This window comes from Pseudomonas sp. NPDC089996 (assembly GCF_044748405.1).
Taxonomy (GTDB): Bacteria; Pseudomonadota; Gammaproteobacteria; order Pseudomonadales; family Pseudomonadaceae; genus Aquipseudomonas.
In genome coordinates this window covers 231,579-247,082 of sequence record NZ_JBIVGA010000005.1, presented here as the reverse complement: position 1 = coordinate 247,082, position 15,504 = coordinate 231,579, and the positions used below count along the sequence as shown (strand labels likewise).

The 15,504-nt window shown below is 66.5% G+C and carries 16 protein-coding genes; 12 read left to right on the top strand and 4 right to left on the bottom strand.

Annotation, left to right across the window (positions count from 1 at the left end; translation table 11 throughout):
• Positions 1-123: 123 nt before the first annotated feature.
• A complete protein-coding gene (locus tag ACIPW4_RS11190) occupies positions 124-489 on the bottom strand; it encodes a glyoxalase superfamily protein (protein WP_400657674.1) in 366 nt (121 codons plus the stop codon).
• 272 nt (positions 490-761) lie between these two features.
• Between ACIPW4_RS11190 and ACIPW4_RS11185 the strand changes: the two genes are divergently transcribed.
• The 8 genes from ACIPW4_RS11185 to ureG are packed head-to-tail and all read left to right on the top strand — an operon-like array spanning position 762 to position 6,318.
• Positions 762-1,595: an urease accessory protein UreD gene (locus ACIPW4_RS11185; RefSeq protein ID WP_400657672.1), complete on the top strand. Its 834-nt coding sequence runs from the start codon at positions 762-764 to the stop codon at positions 1,593-1,595.
• Between the two features lie 9 nt (positions 1,596-1,604).
• Positions 1,605-1,907: an urease subunit gamma gene (locus tag ACIPW4_RS11180; protein WP_400657670.1), complete on the top strand. Its 303-nt coding sequence runs from the start codon at positions 1,605-1,607 to the stop codon at positions 1,905-1,907.
• Between the two features lie 19 nt (positions 1,908-1,926).
• Complete coding sequence (locus ACIPW4_RS11175; protein WP_400657667.1) at positions 1,927-2,244, top strand: urease subunit beta; 318 nt, start codon at positions 1,927-1,929, stop codon at positions 2,242-2,244.
• A complete protein-coding gene (gene ureC / locus ACIPW4_RS11170) occupies positions 2,241-3,944 on the top strand; it encodes an urease subunit alpha (RefSeq protein WP_400657664.1) in 1,704 nt (567 codons plus the stop codon). Before ACIPW4_RS11175 ends, ureC begins: the two co-directional genes overlap by 4 nt.
• Before the next feature lie 10 nt (positions 3,945-3,954).
• Positions 3,955-4,440, top strand: a complete 486-nt coding sequence (gene ureE / locus ACIPW4_RS11165) for an urease accessory protein UreE (protein WP_400657661.1) — start codon at positions 3,955-3,957, stop codon at positions 4,438-4,440.
• Positions 4,441-4,463: 23 nt separating this feature from the next.
• Complete coding sequence (locus ACIPW4_RS11160; protein ID WP_400657659.1) at positions 4,464-5,009, top strand: HupE/UreJ family protein; 546 nt, start codon at positions 4,464-4,466, stop codon at positions 5,007-5,009.
• Positions 5,009-5,683, top strand: coding sequence for an urease accessory protein UreF (locus ACIPW4_RS11155; protein WP_400657656.1), 675 nt, complete (start codon positions 5,009-5,011; stop codon positions 5,681-5,683). Before ACIPW4_RS11160 ends, ACIPW4_RS11155 begins: the two co-directional genes overlap by 1 nt.
• An 11-nt stretch (positions 5,684-5,694) precedes the next feature.
• Positions 5,695-6,318 carry an urease accessory protein UreG gene (gene ureG / locus ACIPW4_RS11150; RefSeq protein ID WP_099813962.1) on the top strand — a complete coding sequence of 208 codons (624 nt, stop codon included), beginning with the start codon at positions 5,695-5,697 and terminating at the stop codon, positions 6,316-6,318.
• Here the strand turns inward: ureG and ACIPW4_RS11145 are convergent.
• From ACIPW4_RS11145 to ACIPW4_RS11135, 3 genes are all read right to left on the bottom strand, one after another.
• Positions 6,281-7,861 carry a diguanylate cyclase gene (locus tag ACIPW4_RS11145; protein WP_400657654.1) on the bottom strand — a complete coding sequence of 527 codons (1,581 nt, stop codon included), beginning with the start codon at positions 7,859-7,861 and terminating at the stop codon, positions 6,281-6,283. The genes ureG and ACIPW4_RS11145 overlap by 38 nt on opposite strands.
• A gap of 127 nt (positions 7,862-7,988) precedes the next feature.
• A complete protein-coding gene (locus tag ACIPW4_RS11140; protein ID WP_400657652.1) occupies positions 7,989-8,717 on the bottom strand; it encodes a DUF899 domain-containing protein in 729 nt (242 codons plus the stop codon).
• Between the two features lie 226 nt (positions 8,718-8,943).
• A complete protein-coding gene (locus tag ACIPW4_RS11135; protein WP_400657650.1) occupies positions 8,944-9,603 on the bottom strand; it encodes an HAD family hydrolase in 660 nt (219 codons plus the stop codon).
• 95 nt (positions 9,604-9,698) lie between these two features.
• On the opposite strand from ACIPW4_RS11135, the gene lexA reads away from it, so the two are divergent.
• Genes lexA through ACIPW4_RS11115 form a run of 4 tightly spaced genes read left to right on the top strand, consistent with a single transcriptional unit; the run spans position 9,699 to position 15,438 of the window.
• Positions 9,699-10,316 (top strand): transcriptional repressor LexA, encoded by a 618-nt coding sequence (lexA, locus tag ACIPW4_RS11130; protein WP_400657648.1) that lies wholly within the window; start codon positions 9,699-9,701, stop codon positions 10,314-10,316.
• On the top strand, positions 10,316-10,936 hold the full coding sequence (gene imuA, locus ACIPW4_RS11125) for a translesion DNA synthesis-associated protein ImuA (RefSeq protein WP_400657646.1): 621 nt from the start codon (positions 10,316-10,318) through the stop codon (positions 10,934-10,936). Before lexA ends, imuA begins: the two co-directional genes overlap by 1 nt.
• Before the next feature lie 6 nt (positions 10,937-10,942).
• The gene (locus ACIPW4_RS11120; RefSeq protein WP_400657643.1) at positions 10,943-12,361 is read left to right on the top strand and encodes a Y-family DNA polymerase; all 1,419 of its coding nucleotides are present in this window, start codon (positions 10,943-10,945) and stop codon (positions 12,359-12,361) included.
• Complete coding sequence (locus tag ACIPW4_RS11115) at positions 12,358-15,438, top strand: error-prone DNA polymerase (RefSeq protein ID WP_400657641.1); 3,081 nt, start codon at positions 12,358-12,360, stop codon at positions 15,436-15,438. Before ACIPW4_RS11120 ends, ACIPW4_RS11115 begins: the two co-directional genes overlap by 4 nt.
• Positions 15,439-15,504 lie beyond the last annotated feature (66 nt).

Below are 15,504 nucleotides of genomic sequence, written 5' to 3'. Positions count from 1 at the left end.
CGATCGCTCGGGCTGCTGTTATATGCGCACCTCGCCACGATAATACATCCGTCGAGGATCGGGAACGGCCAGTCGCGAATTGGGGGGGCTAGGGGGTCAGGCGCTGCAACTCAAAAGGCTGGCCTACTCATCAATCTGCTGACAAAACCGCAATAAATTGCCGAATGGATCACGAATCTGCATCTGCAGACCCCAATCCACCCGCTCGGCCTGGGGCCGGGCATACCCGTACTGCTTGTCCAGCAACTCCTTCTCCAGCGCACGCAGGTCTTCGGTGCGGGCAAACACCGTCGACCCCGGGCAGGCATCACCATGATGTTCGCTCAGGTGCAAGATCAGGCCATCGCGGTGAATCTGCATATAAAGCGGCAAATCCGGGCTGAAACGGTGCTGCCAATCAATCTGGAAACCCAGGAAGTCGAGGTAGAACTCCTTGGCCTTGTCGACCGAGAAAATGCGCAAAACCGGGATGGCGGGGGCGAATGTCATGGCGATTCCTTGGCCGCAGGTAAAGCAAAGACTCTAGCGCAGCACCGAAACAGCGCCAAGTGCCGCCCCCGCAATGTGCGCTGAGCCGCCGTATGCCCCATGCCAGAGCCCTCGCCAGGAAGGTTTCATCTTCATTCACCTGCGTAGTTGGCCCGCAACCTGCTATATCCAGCCAGCGAAATTTGATCGAGTGGTCAGTCTGCCATCACCCAAGGGTGTTGCACACGACCCTCAAAACGGCCGCCAGGCCACGGATATCAAGGGGCCGCAGGATGTCGCTCGCGGAGCAGATCGAACCATCGGAGCAGGACGCAGGCTGGAGCGCCCACCTGCAACTGCGCTTTGTCCAGCGCGATGGCGTGACCCGCCTTGGTGCGCGCCGCCACTTCGGCCCGCTTTTGGTGCAGCGCCCGTTCTATCCGGAGGGCGCACCGTGCCACGTTTATGTGCTGCACCCGCCCGGCGGCATCGTCGCCGGTGACCGGCTGGAGCTGGACATCCACCTCGAGCCCGGTAGCCATGCGCTGCTGACCATGCCCGGGGCCAGCAAGTTCTACCGCAGCATCGGCCCCACCGCGCGGCTGGCCCAGCGCTTTCACCTGCAGGCCGGCAGCACGCTGGAATGGCTGCCCCAGGACAGCATCCTGTTCAACGGCGCCCGCGCCAGCCTCGACAGCCGCTTCACCCTCGAACCCGGTGCCAGGTTGCTGGCCTGGGAAACCCTGTGCCTCGGCCGGCCGGTGATGAACGAGCGCTTCGAACAGGGCGCACTGGACAGCCGCTTGTGCATCGAGTTGCCCGGCGACCCGGGCCTTCACGAGCGCCTGCGCATCGCAGGCGGGCAACTGGCCAAGGTCGGCGACCACCCGCTGGTCGCCACCTTCTGCGCAGCGCCGGCGACCCCGGCGGTGCTGGAACAGGTGCGTACGCTGCTCGACGACCTCGACACCCCTGCAGGCGCGACCTTGCTGGGCTCGCTGCTGGTGATCCGCCTGCTCGATCACGACAACCAACACCTGCAACACACCCTGCAGCGCCTCTGGCATGCCCTGCGCCCGGCCATTCTCGGCCTGGCCGCGTGCCCGCCGCGCATCTGGGCCACTTGAGAGAGCGCCATGGAGCTGACCCCGAGAGAGAAAGACAAACTGCTGCTGTTCACCGCCGCGCTGCTGGCTGAACGGCGCCTGGCCCGTGGGCTGAAGCTCAACTACCCGGAGGCCGTGGCGCTGATCAGCGCCGCAGTGCTCGAAGGCGCCCGCGATGGCCGCACGGTGGCCGAGCTGATGAGCCTGGGCCGCGAAGTGATCGGCCGCGAGCAGGTCATGCCGGGGGTTCCCGAGATGCTGCATGACGTGCAGGTCGAGGCGACCTTCCCCGACGGCACCAAGCTGGTGACCGTACACGACCCTATCGTCTGACCTGGCGCAGGAGCCCAGCATGATCCCAGGTGAAATTCAGGTTGCCGCTGGCGACATCGAACTCAACGTCGGCCGTGCCACGGTCAGCGTCAGCGTGGCCAACCATGGCGACCGGCCGGTGCAGGTCGGTTCGCACTACCACTTCTACGAGGTCAACGAGGCGTTGGTGTTCGAGCGCGGGCCGACCCGGGGCTTTCGCCTCGATATCCCCGCCGGCACCGCCGTGCGCTTCGAACCGGGCCAGTCGCGCACCGTGCAGCTGGTGGCCTATGCCGGCAAGCGTGAGGTGCATGGTTTCCAGGGCAAGGTGATGGGCGCGCTGGAGGGCAGGGCATGAGCCGTATTTCCCGTCGGGCCTATGCCGACATGTTCGGCCCCACCGTCGGCGACCGCGTGCGCCTGGCCGATACGGCGCTGTGGGTGGAGGTCGAGAAAGACTTCACGGTCTACGGCGAAGAGGTCAAGTTCGGTGGCGGCAAGGTCATCCGCGACGGTATGGGCCAAGGCCAGATGCTCGCCGCCGAGGCCATGGACCTGGTGCTGACCAATGCCCTGATCATCGACCACTGGGGCATCGTCAAGGCCGATATCGGCGTCAAGCACGGGCGCATCGCGGTCATCGGCAAGGCTGGCAACCCCGATGTGCAGCCGGGCGTGACCGTGCCGGTCGGCCCGGGCACCGAAGTGATCGCTGCCGAAGGCAAGATCGTTACCGCCGGCGGCATCGATTCGCATATCCACTTCATCTGCCCGCAGCAGGTGGAGGAGGCGCTGACCAGCGGCGTCACCACCTTCATCGGCGGCGGTACCGGCCCGGCTACCGGCACCAATGCCACCACCTGTACGCCGGGGCCCTGGTACCTGGCGCGCATGCTTCAGGCCGCCGACTGCCTGCCGATCAACATCGGCCTGCTGGGCAAGGGCAACGCTTCGCGCCCGGAAGCGCTGCGCGAGCAGATCGCCGCCGGCGCAGTGGGCCTTAAGCTGCACGAGGACTGGGGTTCGACCCCGGCCGCTATCGACTGCTGCTTGGGCGTGGCCGAAGAGATGGACATCCAGGTGGCGATCCATACCGACACCTTGAACGAGTCGGGGTGTATCGAGGACACCCTGGCCGCCATCGGTGACCGCACCATCCACACCTTCCATACCGAAGGGGCCGGTGGCGGCCACGCGCCCGACATCATCCGTGCGGCAGGGCAGGCCAACGTGCTGCCGTCCTCGACCAACCCGACGCTGCCGTACACCGTCAACACCGTCGACGAGCACCTGGACATGCTCATGGTCTGCCACCACCTGGACCCGAGCATCGCCGAGGACGTGGCCTTCGCCGAGTCACGTATCCGCCGCGAGACCATCGCCGCCGAAGACATCCTCCACGACATGGGCGCCTTTGCCATGACCTCGTCCGACTCCCAGGCCATGGGCCGGGTCGGTGAAGTGGTGCTGCGCACCTGGCAGGTCGCCCACCAGATGAAGCTGCGCCGCGGCCCGCTGGCGCCAGACACCAGCTACAGCGACAACTTCCGGGTCAAGCGCTACATCGCCAAGTACACCCTCAACCCGGCGCTGACCCATGGTATCGCCCATGAAGTCGGCTCGCTGGAGGTGGGCAAGCTGGCCGACCTGGTGTTGTGGGCGCCGGCCTTCTTCGCCGTCAAACCGGCCCTGGTGATCAAGGGCGGGATGATCGCCACCGCGCCGATGGGCGACATCAATGGCTCGATCCCGACCCCGCAGCCGGTGCACTACCGGCCCATGTTCGGCGCCATGGGCGCGGCGCGCCACGCCACGCGCATGACCTTCCTGCCCCAGGCCGCCATGGACCGCGGCCTGCACCAGGAGCTGGGGCTGCAGAGCCTGATCGGTGTGGCGCACGGCTGCCGCCGGGTGCGCAAGGCCGACATGGTCCACAACACCTTGCAGCCCGTGATCGAAGTCGACTCGCAGACCTACCAGGTGCGCGCCGACGGCGAGTTGCTGGTCTGCGAGCCGGCCAGCGAACTGCCGCTGGCGCAGCGTTATTTCCTGTTCTGAAGGAGTGAAGATGATTGTCCTGACCCGCCGGATCGAGGCATCCGAGAACGTCACCGGTAGCGTGACCCTGGACGTCGACAGCCGCATCAAGAGCCGCCTGCGCGTGACCCTCGACGACGGCCGCGAAGCCGGCCTGATGCTTGAGCGTGGCCACTTGCTGCGCGGTGGCGAGCTACTCGCCGATGCCACGGCAAGCCAGGTGATCCGCGTACTGGCCGCGGCTGAAACAGTATCGACGGTACGCTGCGACGACCCGCACTTGCTGGCCCGTGCCGCCTATCACCTGGGCAACCGCCACGTGCCCCTGCAGATCGAACCGGGCCTCTTGCGTTACCAGCACGACCATGTGCTCGACGACATGCTGCGGGGCCTGGGCCTGACGGTGGACGCCGAGCAGGCGCCGTTCGAGCCCGAAGCCGGCGCCTACCAGAGCACGCCGCATAGCCATGGCCACAGCAACGACCATCCGTTCGTGCGTCTGCCAGCCCATTCCTGATTCCCTCATATAAGGAGCCCACAATGAAAAAGATCTTCGCCCTTGCCCTGCTGATGGTCGCGCTGCCGGCCTTCGCCCACCCGGGCCATGACGGCAACCCGCTGCACGACGGCCTGTTGCACCCGCTGACCGGCCTCGACCACCTGCTGATGCTGATCGGCACCGGCGTGCTCGCCGCGCTGACCCGGCGCAACCTGACCCTGCCACTGGCCACCCTGGCAGCGATGTTCGTCGGCGCCGTGTGCGGCCACCTGTTCGGTGATGTGCTGGGCATGGAGAGCATGATTGCCGTGTCGGTGCTGGTGGCCGCGGCCGCCGTGCTGCTGCCCAGCCGCCAGCTGCTGCTGGCCCTGGCCATGCCGGTATTTGCCCTGTTCCACGGCTGGGCCCATGGTGTGGAAGCCACGCCGAGCGCCTTCTGGATGTTCAGCGCCGGCTTCGTCACGGTCAGCGGGCTGTTGCTGGTGGCAGGTTTTGCGGTCGGTTGCCTGCTGCGCCGTCACAGCGGCCTGCAGAAGGCGTTCGGTGGCGGCATGCTGGCCGGCGCCGCGCTGGTACTGGCCGGTTGATGAACAGCGACCTGGCGCTGCTGCGCCTGCTGCAGCTGGCCAGCCCCGGCCTGCCGGTGGGTGGCTTCACCTACTCGCAGGGGCTGGAGTGGGCCGTCGAGGCGGGGTGGGTGCGTGACGCCGCCGGCTTCAGCGCCTGGCAGCGCGAGCAGATGCACGACACCTTGGCCTGCCTGGACTGGCCGGTGCTGGCGCGCCTTTACCGCGCCTGCGAGGCCGACGATGCACAGGCATTCGCCCGCTGGAGCCGCTTCTTGCTGGCCAACCGCGAAACCGCCGAGCTGCGCCTGGAAGAACAGCAGCGCGGCGCGGCCCTGGCGCGCTTGCTCGATGGCTGGCAACTGGGCCAGGCACCGGCCTGGCGCACCAGCCTTGAACTCAGCCAGCTCGGCGGCATGGCCTGGCTCGCCGTGCACTGGCAGATCCCGCTGCGTCAACTCGCCCTCGGCCTTTCCTTCGCCTGGCTCGAAGGCGCGGTGATGGCCGGGGTCAAGCTGGTGCCGTTCGGCCAGCAGGCGGCGCAGACTCTGCTGCGCGACCTGGGCGCCGAGCTGCCCGGCGTGCTGGACCAGGCACTGGCACTGGCCGATGACCAGCTCGGCGGTGGCCTGCCGCTGCTGGCAATCGCTTCTTCGCGTCACGAAACCCAATACACCCGTTTGTTCCGTTCCTGAGGACTGCCTTCATGCAAAGCTATCAGCAACCCCTGCGCGTCGGTGTCGGCGGCCCGGTCGGCTCTGGCAAGACCGCGCTGCTTGAATGCCTGTGCAAGGCCATGCGCGATCACTATCAGATCGCCGTGGTCACCAATGACATCTATACCAAGGAAGACCAGCGCATCCTTACCGAGGCCGGTGCCCTGGAGCCTGATCGCATCGTCGGCGTCGAGACCGGTGGTTGCCCACACACTGCCATCCGCGAAGACGCCTCGATGAACCTGGCCGCCGTCGAAGCGCTGGCGCGCAAGTTCGGCAACCTCGAAGTGATCTTTGTCGAAAGCGGCGGCGACAACCTCAGCGCCACCTTCAGCCCGGAGCTGGCCGACCTGACCATCTACGTCATCGACGTGGCCGAAGGCGAGAAGATCCCGCGCAAGGGCGGCCCGGGCATCACCAAGTCGGACTTCCTGGTGATCAACAAGACCGACCTGGCGCCTTACGTCGGAGCCTCGCTGGAGGTCATGGAGCGCGATACTCAGCGCATGCGCCCGCAGCGTCCCTGGACCTTCAGCAACTTGAAGAAGGGTGAAGGCCTGCAGGCGGTGATCGACTTCATCGTGGAGCGGGGGATGCTGGGTGTGAGGGGTTGAATTCCAGCACTTCGACACGGTTGCGGCCATTGTGCTTGGCCTTGTACAGCATGTCGTCGGCTTGCTTGAGCACGGTTTCGGCCTGCTCGGTGTCGGGTTGACGGCAGGCCACCCCGACCGAAAGCGTGAGCTTGCCGACGTGGGGAGTATCGGCCTGTTCGACCGCCTCGCGAATGCGCTCGGCAATACGCCGGGCATCGGCCAGGGTGGTGTCCGGCAGCAGCAAGGTGAACTCCTCTCCGCCTACCCGGCAGGGCAGGTCATGCAGGCGGGCGTTGTGCCGCAGCAACTCGCCCAGGTGCTTGAGCACGTCATCGCCGGCATCATGCCCGTAGGTGTCGTTGACCCGCTTGAAGAAGTCGATATCCAGGGCCAGCACGGCGAATGCCCGCTGGCTTTGCATCAAGGTGTCCAGTGCCAGTTGCAGTGCTCGTCGGTTGGCCAGGCCGGTGAGGGCGTCGCTTTGGGCTTGCTGGCGCAGCTTGCCGAACTTTTCCTGCAGCAGGCGCTCGGCGGTGAGCAGGGCGCGGCGAATGGCGGCGGCCTCCAGGTACCAGGCGTCGATGCTGCGCAACTCATCGGCAACCTCGCTGGCTGACAGGTGCGTGGCGCCGTGGGCCAGCTGGCGCAGCGGCTTGATCAGCCGGTAGGTCATCCACAGCACCAGCCCGAAGCCGATCAGGCTGGCCGGCAGAATGTACAGCAGCACCTTGCGCATCAGCTCATGCAAGGGCGCCAGGGCCAGCGCGCGCGTTTGCTGGGCGACCACTGCCCAGTGCGCGTCAGGCACCGGGGCGAAGCCGGCGAGCATGGGGATACCCTGGTAGTTGGGCGCATTCAGATTGCCGGTCTCGCCGCGCAGGGCCGCCTCCATGGTCGGGCTGCCGTTGATCTGGATGCCGATGCGCTGATAGTCGGGGTGGTAGAGCAGGCGTTGGTTGGCGTCGGTGACGAAGGCATACGTGCCGTCGCGCTGATAGTGCTGGCCGATCACGCTGTGCAGCTCGCTTTCCTTCTTGAGGAACACCGAACCGCCGACGATGCCAAGGTAACGGCCGTCTTTGGCGAATATCGGCTCGGAGACGAACACCACCAGGTCGCCCGCCCGTGAGGTGTAGGCCGGGCTGACCAACGGCTTACGGGCGTCGACCGCTTGCTGGATCTGCGACGAGCGCTGGCGATGGCTGGCGATCTGACGAATATCCGGGTACGCCTCCAGCACTTGCCCCTGGGCATCGACAATGACGATGGAATTGAAGTCCTGGTCCTGGGTTCGCAGGCGCCTGGCTTCGGCTTGCAGCACAGCGGGGTCATCCAGGCCGGTGGCAAGCTGCCAGGCGCTGTAGGTCAGGTGGCTGCGGGCCGAGCGCAGGAATTCGGTGATGCTCGCGGCCACCTTGCTGGCGTAGGACTGGTTGGCTTGCAGGGAGAACTGCTCCAGGGTGGCGAGCTGCACCCGGTAGGCGACATACAAGGTGTTGCACAATGTGGCCAGGCAAGCCAGCACGACGATGCCGACTACCAGGGTTCGCAGGTCGAGCATGGGTAAGCGCTTGGGCATGGCGGGCCTGTCTGGCAAGGGTGACGGGCTCAAGTATGGCGGGTTTCTGCGCGGCTGCTGCCGACGTGCCGCCGTGCCGCCGTGCTGCTGGCGGCACGGCACTGGCGGATCACTCATGGCAGCAGTGCGGTTTGTCGGGTTGCCCTTCGTAGCGATCATGATGCCGCACCCAGTCCATGGTCCCGGCTTCGTTGCGCCCCAGCGGTGCGATGTCGAGGAAGTTGTAGGTGTTGACCAGGATGTCCAGGCCACGGGCGTAGGTGGAGTAGGTATGGTAGAGCGTGCCGTCGCTGTCCTTGTAGAACGCGCTCAGGCCTGGCAGCTCTGGCTCGTTGCCGGTGTACGGCTCATAGTTGTACTGGCGTTGGCCCTCGGTGCCGACGCTGACGCCGAAGTCCTCGTTGAAGCCGCTGCCGTGTGATGAATACCATGGGAAGCGCCAGCCCATGCGTTGGCGGAATGCCTGGAATTCGGGGTAGGGCGCACGCGACACGGCGACCAGCGAGACGTCATGATGGGCCAGGTGCAGGTTGGCGCCATCGAAGTGGTCGGCGAGGAACGAGCAGCCCGGGCAGCCTTCGCTCCAGCCTTCGGCAAACATGAAGTGGTAGACCAGCAGCTGGCTGCGCCCGGCAAACAGGTCGGCCAGGCCCAGTTCGCCGTCCGGGCCCTGGAAGCGGTAGGGCTGTTCGACCTTGACCCAGGGCAGTGCCCGGCGAGCGGCAGCCAGCTCGTCACGCTGGTGGGTGAAGGCTTTTTCGTGCAGCCATAGCTGGTGGCGGGCGGCTAGCCATTGGTCGCGGGAGGTGATGGGGTGTTTGGAATCGGGGGTGCTCATGGGGCTGACTCCGCTGGGGGGTTCAGCTTTTGGTCGATTTGGGGGGAGGGGAATCGACAGGTAGGGAGCAGGGCCGACGAGTGGTTTGCGGGTGTAGGGCGGGAGGGTTGTGGCGCCTGTGAGATCGAGCGCCGCCCGCGCGGCGCTCGATCTCAAAGGCGCTGAAGAGCTAAAGGCAGGCACCTGTGAGCCCTGACACTGTCCAGAGGCATTCCCCTGTAAGCCCTCAGCCGTGCATGGCTTCGATCAGCGCCCACAACCGCGGATCATTGAAATCCTTCACCACCAGCTTTGCCCCGGCAGCTATCAACCGCTCCGGTGTCTGCGTGGTAGCAACCCCCACGGTAAAGATCCCGGCCCCACTCGCCGCCTTCACCCCCGGCACAGAATCCTCGAACGCCAGCGCCTCACCCGCCATCGCTCCCAGGCGCTGCAGCCCGGTCAGGTAAGGCAATGGATCAGGCTTGGGCCGTTCCAGTTCTTCGGCGACAAGCACATGCTCGAAGCGTTTTCCCAACCCCATGGCGCAGAGCATGTGCTCGGCATTGAGCCGCGGCGCATTGGTCACTACGCACATGCCGATCTCCCACGCCCGTGCATGGTCCATCAGCCGCAGCAGGCCCGGCATGGGTTGCAATACCGGTGACAGCTCACGGAACAGCGCTTCCTTGCGAACAGCCAGCGCCTGGCACTCGGCGGCGTCGGCAAGTGGAAACAATTCGGCAAACAGCTCGCCATTGGCCCGGCCACTGACCTGGGCATCGAATTGCTCCTGGGTCAGCCCGCGGCCGTCATATTCGTCGAGCAATTGGCGGAAGGCCTGCAAATGCAGGGTGTCGGTGTCGGTCAAGGTTCCATCGAGATCGAACAGCAGGGCAGTCAGCATCAGGTATCCAGGTATTCAAAAAAACAGAAGCCCGGGGATGATAACCAAACCTGACGATAAAGGGGGCTGTTCAGCGTACGCCGAAAAGAGTACAAATGTACTCCATGGACAATCTCTCCCCAAAACGCCGTGCAATCCTCGAATTCATTCGCGAGCGCATTGCCGACCACGGCCAGCCTCCGAGCCTGGCCGATATCGCCAGCCGCTTCGGCTTCGCCTCCCGTAGCGTTGCGCGCAAGCACATCACCGCGTTGTGCCAGGGCGGCTACATCGACGTCACGCCAAACCAGGCGCGGGGCATTCGCCTGGCCGAGCCCCTGCGCCGGCCCGAAATCCTCGAAATTCCCGTGCTGGGGCAGGTGGCAGCCGGCGCGCCGATCGGCCCCGACCTGGGCATACACGAGCAATTGCTGCTCGACCCCAGCCTGTTCCGCCGCACACCGGACTACCTGCTCAAGGTGCGCGGTGATTCGATGATCGACGACGGCATCTTCGATGGCGACCTCGTGGGCATCCGCCAGCAGGGTGAGGCACGCGATGGCCAGATCGTGGTCGCGCGCCTGGACGGCGAGGTCACCATCAAGCGCCTGCAGCGCCAGCCCGATGGTTACCGGCTGCTGCCGCGCAACCCGGCTTATGCGCCGATCGACGTGGGGCCTGAACGCGAGTTCTTCATCGAAGGCGTGTTCTGTGGCCTGTTGAGGCGCGACTGATGGGCGCGGTGGTCGATCTCGATCGGCTGCTCGACCAGCGCCAGGTCTGGCGTGGGCGGCAGGGCCAGGTGCGGCCGGCCGGGTTGCAGCCTACGGGCCACCCGGTACTCGACCAGCGTCTGCCAGAGGGCGGCTGGCCGGCCGCAGCCCTCAGCGAGTTGCTGTTGGCAAGCCCAGGCTGCGGTGAGTTGCAACTGCTCTGGCCATCCCTGTCGCGCCTGACCGCTGAAGGCGGGCGGGTGGTGCTGGTGGCCCCGCCGTTCATTCCCTATGCGCCGGCCTGGCAGGCCGCCGGTGTCGACCTGCGTTGGCTGGTGCAGGTCGATGCCGGGCAGGCCGATGCCCTGTGGGCGGCTGAACAGTGCCTGCGCTCCGGCAGCTGCGCGGCGGTGCTGTGCTGGCCGGAACGTGCCGATGACCGTGCCCTGCGCCGCCTGCAGGTGGCCGCCGAAACGGGGCAGGCACTGGCTTTCGCCTGTCGGCCGCAACAGGCTGCGCACAATCCGTCGCCCGCCGCGCTGCGTATCGCCGTGGATACGCGCCCGGCGCAATGGCGTGTCATCAAGTGCCGTGGCGGCATGCCACCGGCCATGCCAATCGCCTGCCCAGGGCGGGGCTGATGCAACATGCTCTGGGCCTGCATTCTCCTGCCGCAGCTGGCGCTGGACTCGATCCTGCGCGAGCGTGATGACGCCGATACGCCACTGGCGCTGATCGGTGGCCCCGTCCAGCGTCGTGTGCTGCAAGCCGTCAACCCTGCGGCAGCGGCACTTGGCCTGCGGGCGGGGCAGACGCTGACGGCTGCGCGGGCCTTGGCTGACGGCTTCCACTGTGTCGAGGCAGATCCGGCCCGCATCGAGCAGCTCCAGCAGTTGCTGGCAGCCTGGGCCTACCGCTTCAGTGCTCAGGTGAGCCTTCACTACCCACGCACCCTGTTGCTGGAAGTCGGCTCCAGCCTGCAGCTGTTCGGCCCCTGGCCTTTGTTCGAGGCGCGCTTGCGCGAGGAACTGACGGCACTTGGCTTGCGCCAGCGCATCGTGCTCGCGACCAACCCGGTGGCGGCCCGCATGCTTGCCAACGGCCATGACGGCCTGGCGCTGACCTGCGCCGACCAGACCCGAGCGGCGCTGGCGCGTATGCCGATCGAGCGGGTCGGGTTGCCAGCGGACGCTGCGCAAGCCTTTGCCCGCATGGGCCTGCGTCAGTTGGGGCAGGTGCTGGCCTTGCCGCGGGATGCACTGGCCAAGCGTTTTTCTGCCCAGGTGCAGTTGCACCTGGACCAACTGCTCGGGCTGCGTTCCATGGGGCTGGACTTCTATCAGCCTGCGGACCGTTTCGAAACCCGCCTGGAACTCAACTTCGACGTCGAGTCGCACCAGGCCCTGCTGTTCCCGCTGCGGCGCATGCTCAATGACCTGGCCGCCTTCCTCGCCGGGCGCGACTGCGGTGTGCAGCGTTTTTGCCTGTACCTGGAGCATGTCGAACGGCCGGACACGCAATTGCAGGTAGGCCTGCTGGCCGCCGAGCGCGACCCGGCCATGTTGTTCGAACTGGCCCGCGGGCGCCTGGAGCCGCTGCGCATCCCGGCACCGGTGCGCAACCTGCGGCTGGTCGCCGATGACCTGCCAGCCTTCGTGCCCCAGCACCAGGCGCTGTTCGACCCCCGCGCCAGGCAGGCCCAGCCCTGGGAGCAACTGCGCGAACGCCTGCGTGCGCGGCTGGGTGATGACGCTGTCAAAGGGTTGCGCGCCGAGGCCGACCACCGCCCCGAGTGTGCCTGGCAGCAAGCGGAGCAGGGCGCTCAAGGCAGCTTGCCAGCCTCGCCCGGCAGCCGCCCGGGCTGGTTGCTGCCCGCGCCACAGGCATTGGACGCCACGGATCACACGTTGTTGGGCCAGGCCGAGCGCATCGAGTCGGGCTGGTGGGACGGCGGTGACGTGCGCCGCGATTACTACCGCATAGAAACCCGCGAAGGCCTGCGTGGTTGGGCCTACCAGGACCTGGCGCAACCCGGCCCGCTGTGGCTGCAGGGCTGGTTCGCATGAGTACGCCGGGCTACGCCGAGCTGCATTGCCTGTCCAATTTCAGCTTTCAGCGCGGTGCATCGAGTGCCGAAGAATTGTTCCGTCGCGCCCGCGAACAGGGCTACCAGGCCCTGGCGATCACCGACGAGTGCACCCTGGCGGGTATCGTTCGCGCCTGGCAGGCCGCCAAGGCGCAGCAAATGCACCTGATCGTCGGCAGCGAAATGCGCCTGCAGGATGGCCCCAAGCTGGTGTTGCTGGTGCAGGACCTCACCGGCTACCAGAACCTGTGCGCCTTGATCACCCGTGGTCGACGGCGGGCCGAAAAGGGTGAGTACCAGGTGTTCGCCGACGACCTTCGCCAACACCATGAGGGTCTGCTGGCGCTATGGATTGCCGAGGATGCCGATGACCAGGCGACGGGCTGCTGGCTGCACGGCCTGTTCGCCGAGCGCTTGTGGCTGGGCGTGCACCTGCACCGGGGCAGCGGTGATGACCTGCGCCTGGCGCGCTTGCGCGAACTGGCTTCACAGCTTGGGGTCCGCGCCGTGGCCTGCGGTGACGTACACATGCACGTGCGCGGCCGGCGTGCCCTGCAGGACTGCATGACCGCCATCCGCCAGCATTGCAACGTGGCCGAAGCCGGGCGCCATCTGTTCGCCAATGGCGAACGCCACCTGCGCACGCTGGCGCAACTGGCCGAACTGTACCCGGCAGACCTGCTGGCCGAGAGCCTGGTCATTGCCGAGCGTTGCCAGTTCGACCTGGGTGAACTGCGCTACCAGTACCCGCGCGAGCTGGTGCCCGAGGGCCGGACGCCCGCCAGCTGGCTGCGCGAACTGTGCGAGCGGGGCTTGCCCCAGCGCTGGCCGGCAGGGCCGAGCAGCAAGGTACGGGCGGTGCTGGACAAGGAGCTGGCGCTGATCCAGGAGCTGGGTTACGAAAGCTATTTCCTGACCGTGCATGACATCGTCGCCTTCGCCCGCAGCCAGCACATCCTCTGCCAGGGCCGAGGTTCGGCAGCAAACTCGGTGGTGTGCTTCGTGCTGGGCATCACCGAGCTCGACCCGATGGAGCATCGCCTGCTGTTCGAACGCTTCCTGTCCCGCGAGCGCAACGAACCGCCCGATATCGACGTGGACTTCGAGCATGACCGACGCGAAGAGGTGATCCAGTACGTGTTCCGCCGTTACGGCCGGCACCGCGCGGCGCTGACTGCGGTGGTCAATACCTATCATGCTGCCGGCGCTGTGCGTGATGTGGCCAGGGTGCTGGGGCTGCCTGCCGACCAGGTGGATGCCCTGGCCAAGTGCTGCGGTCGCTGGAGTGACCGCATCCCCGACCCGCAACGCCTGGCAGAGGCCGGTTTCGAACCCGGCAGCCCGTCGCTGCGGCGTATCCTGGTGCTGGCCGGTGAACTGATCGGTTTCCCCCGTCACCTGTCCCAGCACCCGGGCGGCTTCGTCATTTCCGAACAGCCACTGGACCACCTGGTGCCGGTGGAAAACGCGGCCATGGCCGAACGCACGGTGATCCAGTGGGACAAGGACGACCTGGACATGGTCGGCCTGCTCAAGGTCGATGTGCTGGCCCTGGGCATGCTCAGTGCCCTGCGCCGCTGTTTCGACCTGCTGCAACGCCACCGCGGCCGGCAATTGACCCTGGCGACCATCCCGAGCGAAGACCCGGCGACCTACGCGATGATCAGCCGCGCCGAGACCATGGGCGTGTTCCAGATCGAATCGCGGGCACAGATGGCCATGCTGCCACGGCTCAAGCCCACTACGTTCTATGACCTGGTGATCGAGGTCGCGATCGTGCGCCCCGGGCCGATCCAGGGCGACATGGTCCACCCTTACCTGCGCCGGCGCCTCAAGCAAGAGCCGGTGACCTACCCCTCGGAAAAACTCAAGGAAGTCTTCGAGCGCACGCTGGGCGTGCCGTTGTTCCAGGAACAGGTGATGGAACTGGCCATGGTCGCCGCCGACTACAGCCCCGGCGAGGCCGACCAGCTGCGCCGCAGCATGGCTGCCTGGAAGCGCCACGGCGGGCTGGAGCCCCATCGTCAGCGCCTGGTCGAAGGGATGCTGCGCAATGGTTACGACCTGGCATTTGCCGAGCGCATCTTCGAGCAGATCAAAGGCTTTGGCAGCTACGGCTTCCCTGAGTCGCACGCGGCCAGCTTCGCTTTGCTGTGCTATGCCAGCAGCTGGCTGAAGTGCCATGAGCCGGCGATCTTCACCTGCGCGTTGGTCAACAGCTGGCCGATGGGCTTCTACAGCCCGGACCAGTTGTTGCAGGAGGCGCGGCGGCAGGGGATCGAGGTACGGCCGGTGGATGTGTTCCACAGCGAATGGGATTGCACTCTGGAGCCTGACCCTGAAGGCGCCCTGGCCTTGCGCCTTGGCTTGCGCCAGGTCCGTGGTTTCAGCGAAGCGGATGCGCGCCGGCTGGAGCAGGCGCGGGCGCAGCGCCCCTGGCGGGATGTCGAGGACCTGTGCCTGCGCAGTGGGCTCGACAGTCGGGCCCGTGCCCGGCTGGCCGATGCCGGCGCACTGCGCGCCCTGGCACGTGACCGCCATCAGGCGCGCTGGAAGGTGGCGGCGGTGCAGCCGCAGTTGCCGCTGTTCGCTGAGGTGCAGGCATTGCCGGAAGCGCCCGTGGCGTTGCCGACGCCAACGGTAGGCGAGGACCTGGTTGCCGATTACGACACCTTGGGCACGACCCTGGGGCCGCATCCGCTCAGGCTGTTGCGTTCACGGTTGCGGGCGCTGGGCTGTCGCAGTTCGGCCGAGCTGGCGGCGGTCGAGCATGGCGACGCCATTGCCGTGGCCGGGCTGGTGGTGGGGCGGCAGCGGCCGCAGACCGCCAGCGGGGTGACCTTCGTCACCCTCGAGGATGAACATGGGATGGTCAATGTGGTGGTCTGGCGCGACCTGGCCGAGCGGCAGCGGCGAGCGCTGGTGGGGTCGCAGTTGCTCAAGGTGAGCGGGCGGCTGGAGCAGGAAAACGGGGTTCGGCATCTGATCGCCCGGCGCCTGGAGGACATCAGCCCCTTGCTGCAAGGACTGGATGTGAAAAGCCGAGATTTTCACTGACCTTTACCGGCCTCTTCGCGGGCACGCCCGCTCCCACAGGTCACCAGGGCTTCCTGTGGGAGCGGG

What these genes read in the sequence shown, in the direction of transcription:
- ACIPW4_RS11190 (WP_400657674.1), bottom strand. Translation starts at nt 489, where the DNA reads ATGACATTCGCCCCCGCCATCCCGGTTTTGCGCATTTTCTCGGTCGAC.
- ACIPW4_RS11185 (WP_400657672.1), top strand. Translation starts at nt 762, where the DNA reads ATGTCGCTCGCGGAGCAGATCGAACCATCGGAGCAGGACGCAGGCTGG.
- ACIPW4_RS11180 (WP_400657670.1), top strand. Translation starts at nt 1,605, where the DNA reads ATGGAGCTGACCCCGAGAGAGAAAGACAAACTGCTGCTGTTCACCGCC.
- ACIPW4_RS11175 (WP_400657667.1), top strand. Translation starts at nt 1,927, where the DNA reads ATGATCCCAGGTGAAATTCAGGTTGCCGCTGGCGACATCGAACTCAAC.
- ureC (WP_400657664.1), top strand. Translation starts at nt 2,241, where the DNA reads ATGAGCCGTATTTCCCGTCGGGCCTATGCCGACATGTTCGGCCCCACC.
- ureE (WP_400657661.1), top strand. Translation starts at nt 3,955, where the DNA reads ATGATTGTCCTGACCCGCCGGATCGAGGCATCCGAGAACGTCACCGGT.
- ACIPW4_RS11160 (WP_400657659.1), top strand. Translation starts at nt 4,464, where the DNA reads ATGAAAAAGATCTTCGCCCTTGCCCTGCTGATGGTCGCGCTGCCGGCC.
- ACIPW4_RS11155 (WP_400657656.1), top strand. Translation starts at nt 5,009, where the DNA reads ATGAACAGCGACCTGGCGCTGCTGCGCCTGCTGCAGCTGGCCAGCCCC.
- ureG (WP_099813962.1), top strand. Translation starts at nt 5,695, where the DNA reads ATGCAAAGCTATCAGCAACCCCTGCGCGTCGGTGTCGGCGGCCCGGTC.
- ACIPW4_RS11145 (WP_400657654.1), bottom strand. Translation starts at nt 7,861, where the DNA reads ATGCTCGACCTGCGAACCCTGGTAGTCGGCATCGTCGTGCTGGCTTGC.
- ACIPW4_RS11140 (WP_400657652.1), bottom strand. Translation starts at nt 8,717, where the DNA reads ATGAGCACCCCCGATTCCAAACACCCCATCACCTCCCGCGACCAATGG.
- ACIPW4_RS11135 (WP_400657650.1), bottom strand. Translation starts at nt 9,603, where the DNA reads ATGCTGACTGCCCTGCTGTTCGATCTCGATGGAACCTTGACCGACACC.
- lexA (WP_400657648.1), top strand. Translation starts at nt 9,699, where the DNA reads ATGTACTCCATGGACAATCTCTCCCCAAAACGCCGTGCAATCCTCGAA.
- imuA (WP_400657646.1), top strand. Translation starts at nt 10,316, where the DNA reads ATGGGCGCGGTGGTCGATCTCGATCGGCTGCTCGACCAGCGCCAGGTC.
- ACIPW4_RS11120 (WP_400657643.1), top strand. Translation starts at nt 10,943, where the DNA reads ATGCTCTGGGCCTGCATTCTCCTGCCGCAGCTGGCGCTGGACTCGATC.
- ACIPW4_RS11115 (WP_400657641.1), top strand. Translation starts at nt 12,358, where the DNA reads ATGAGTACGCCGGGCTACGCCGAGCTGCATTGCCTGTCCAATTTCAGC.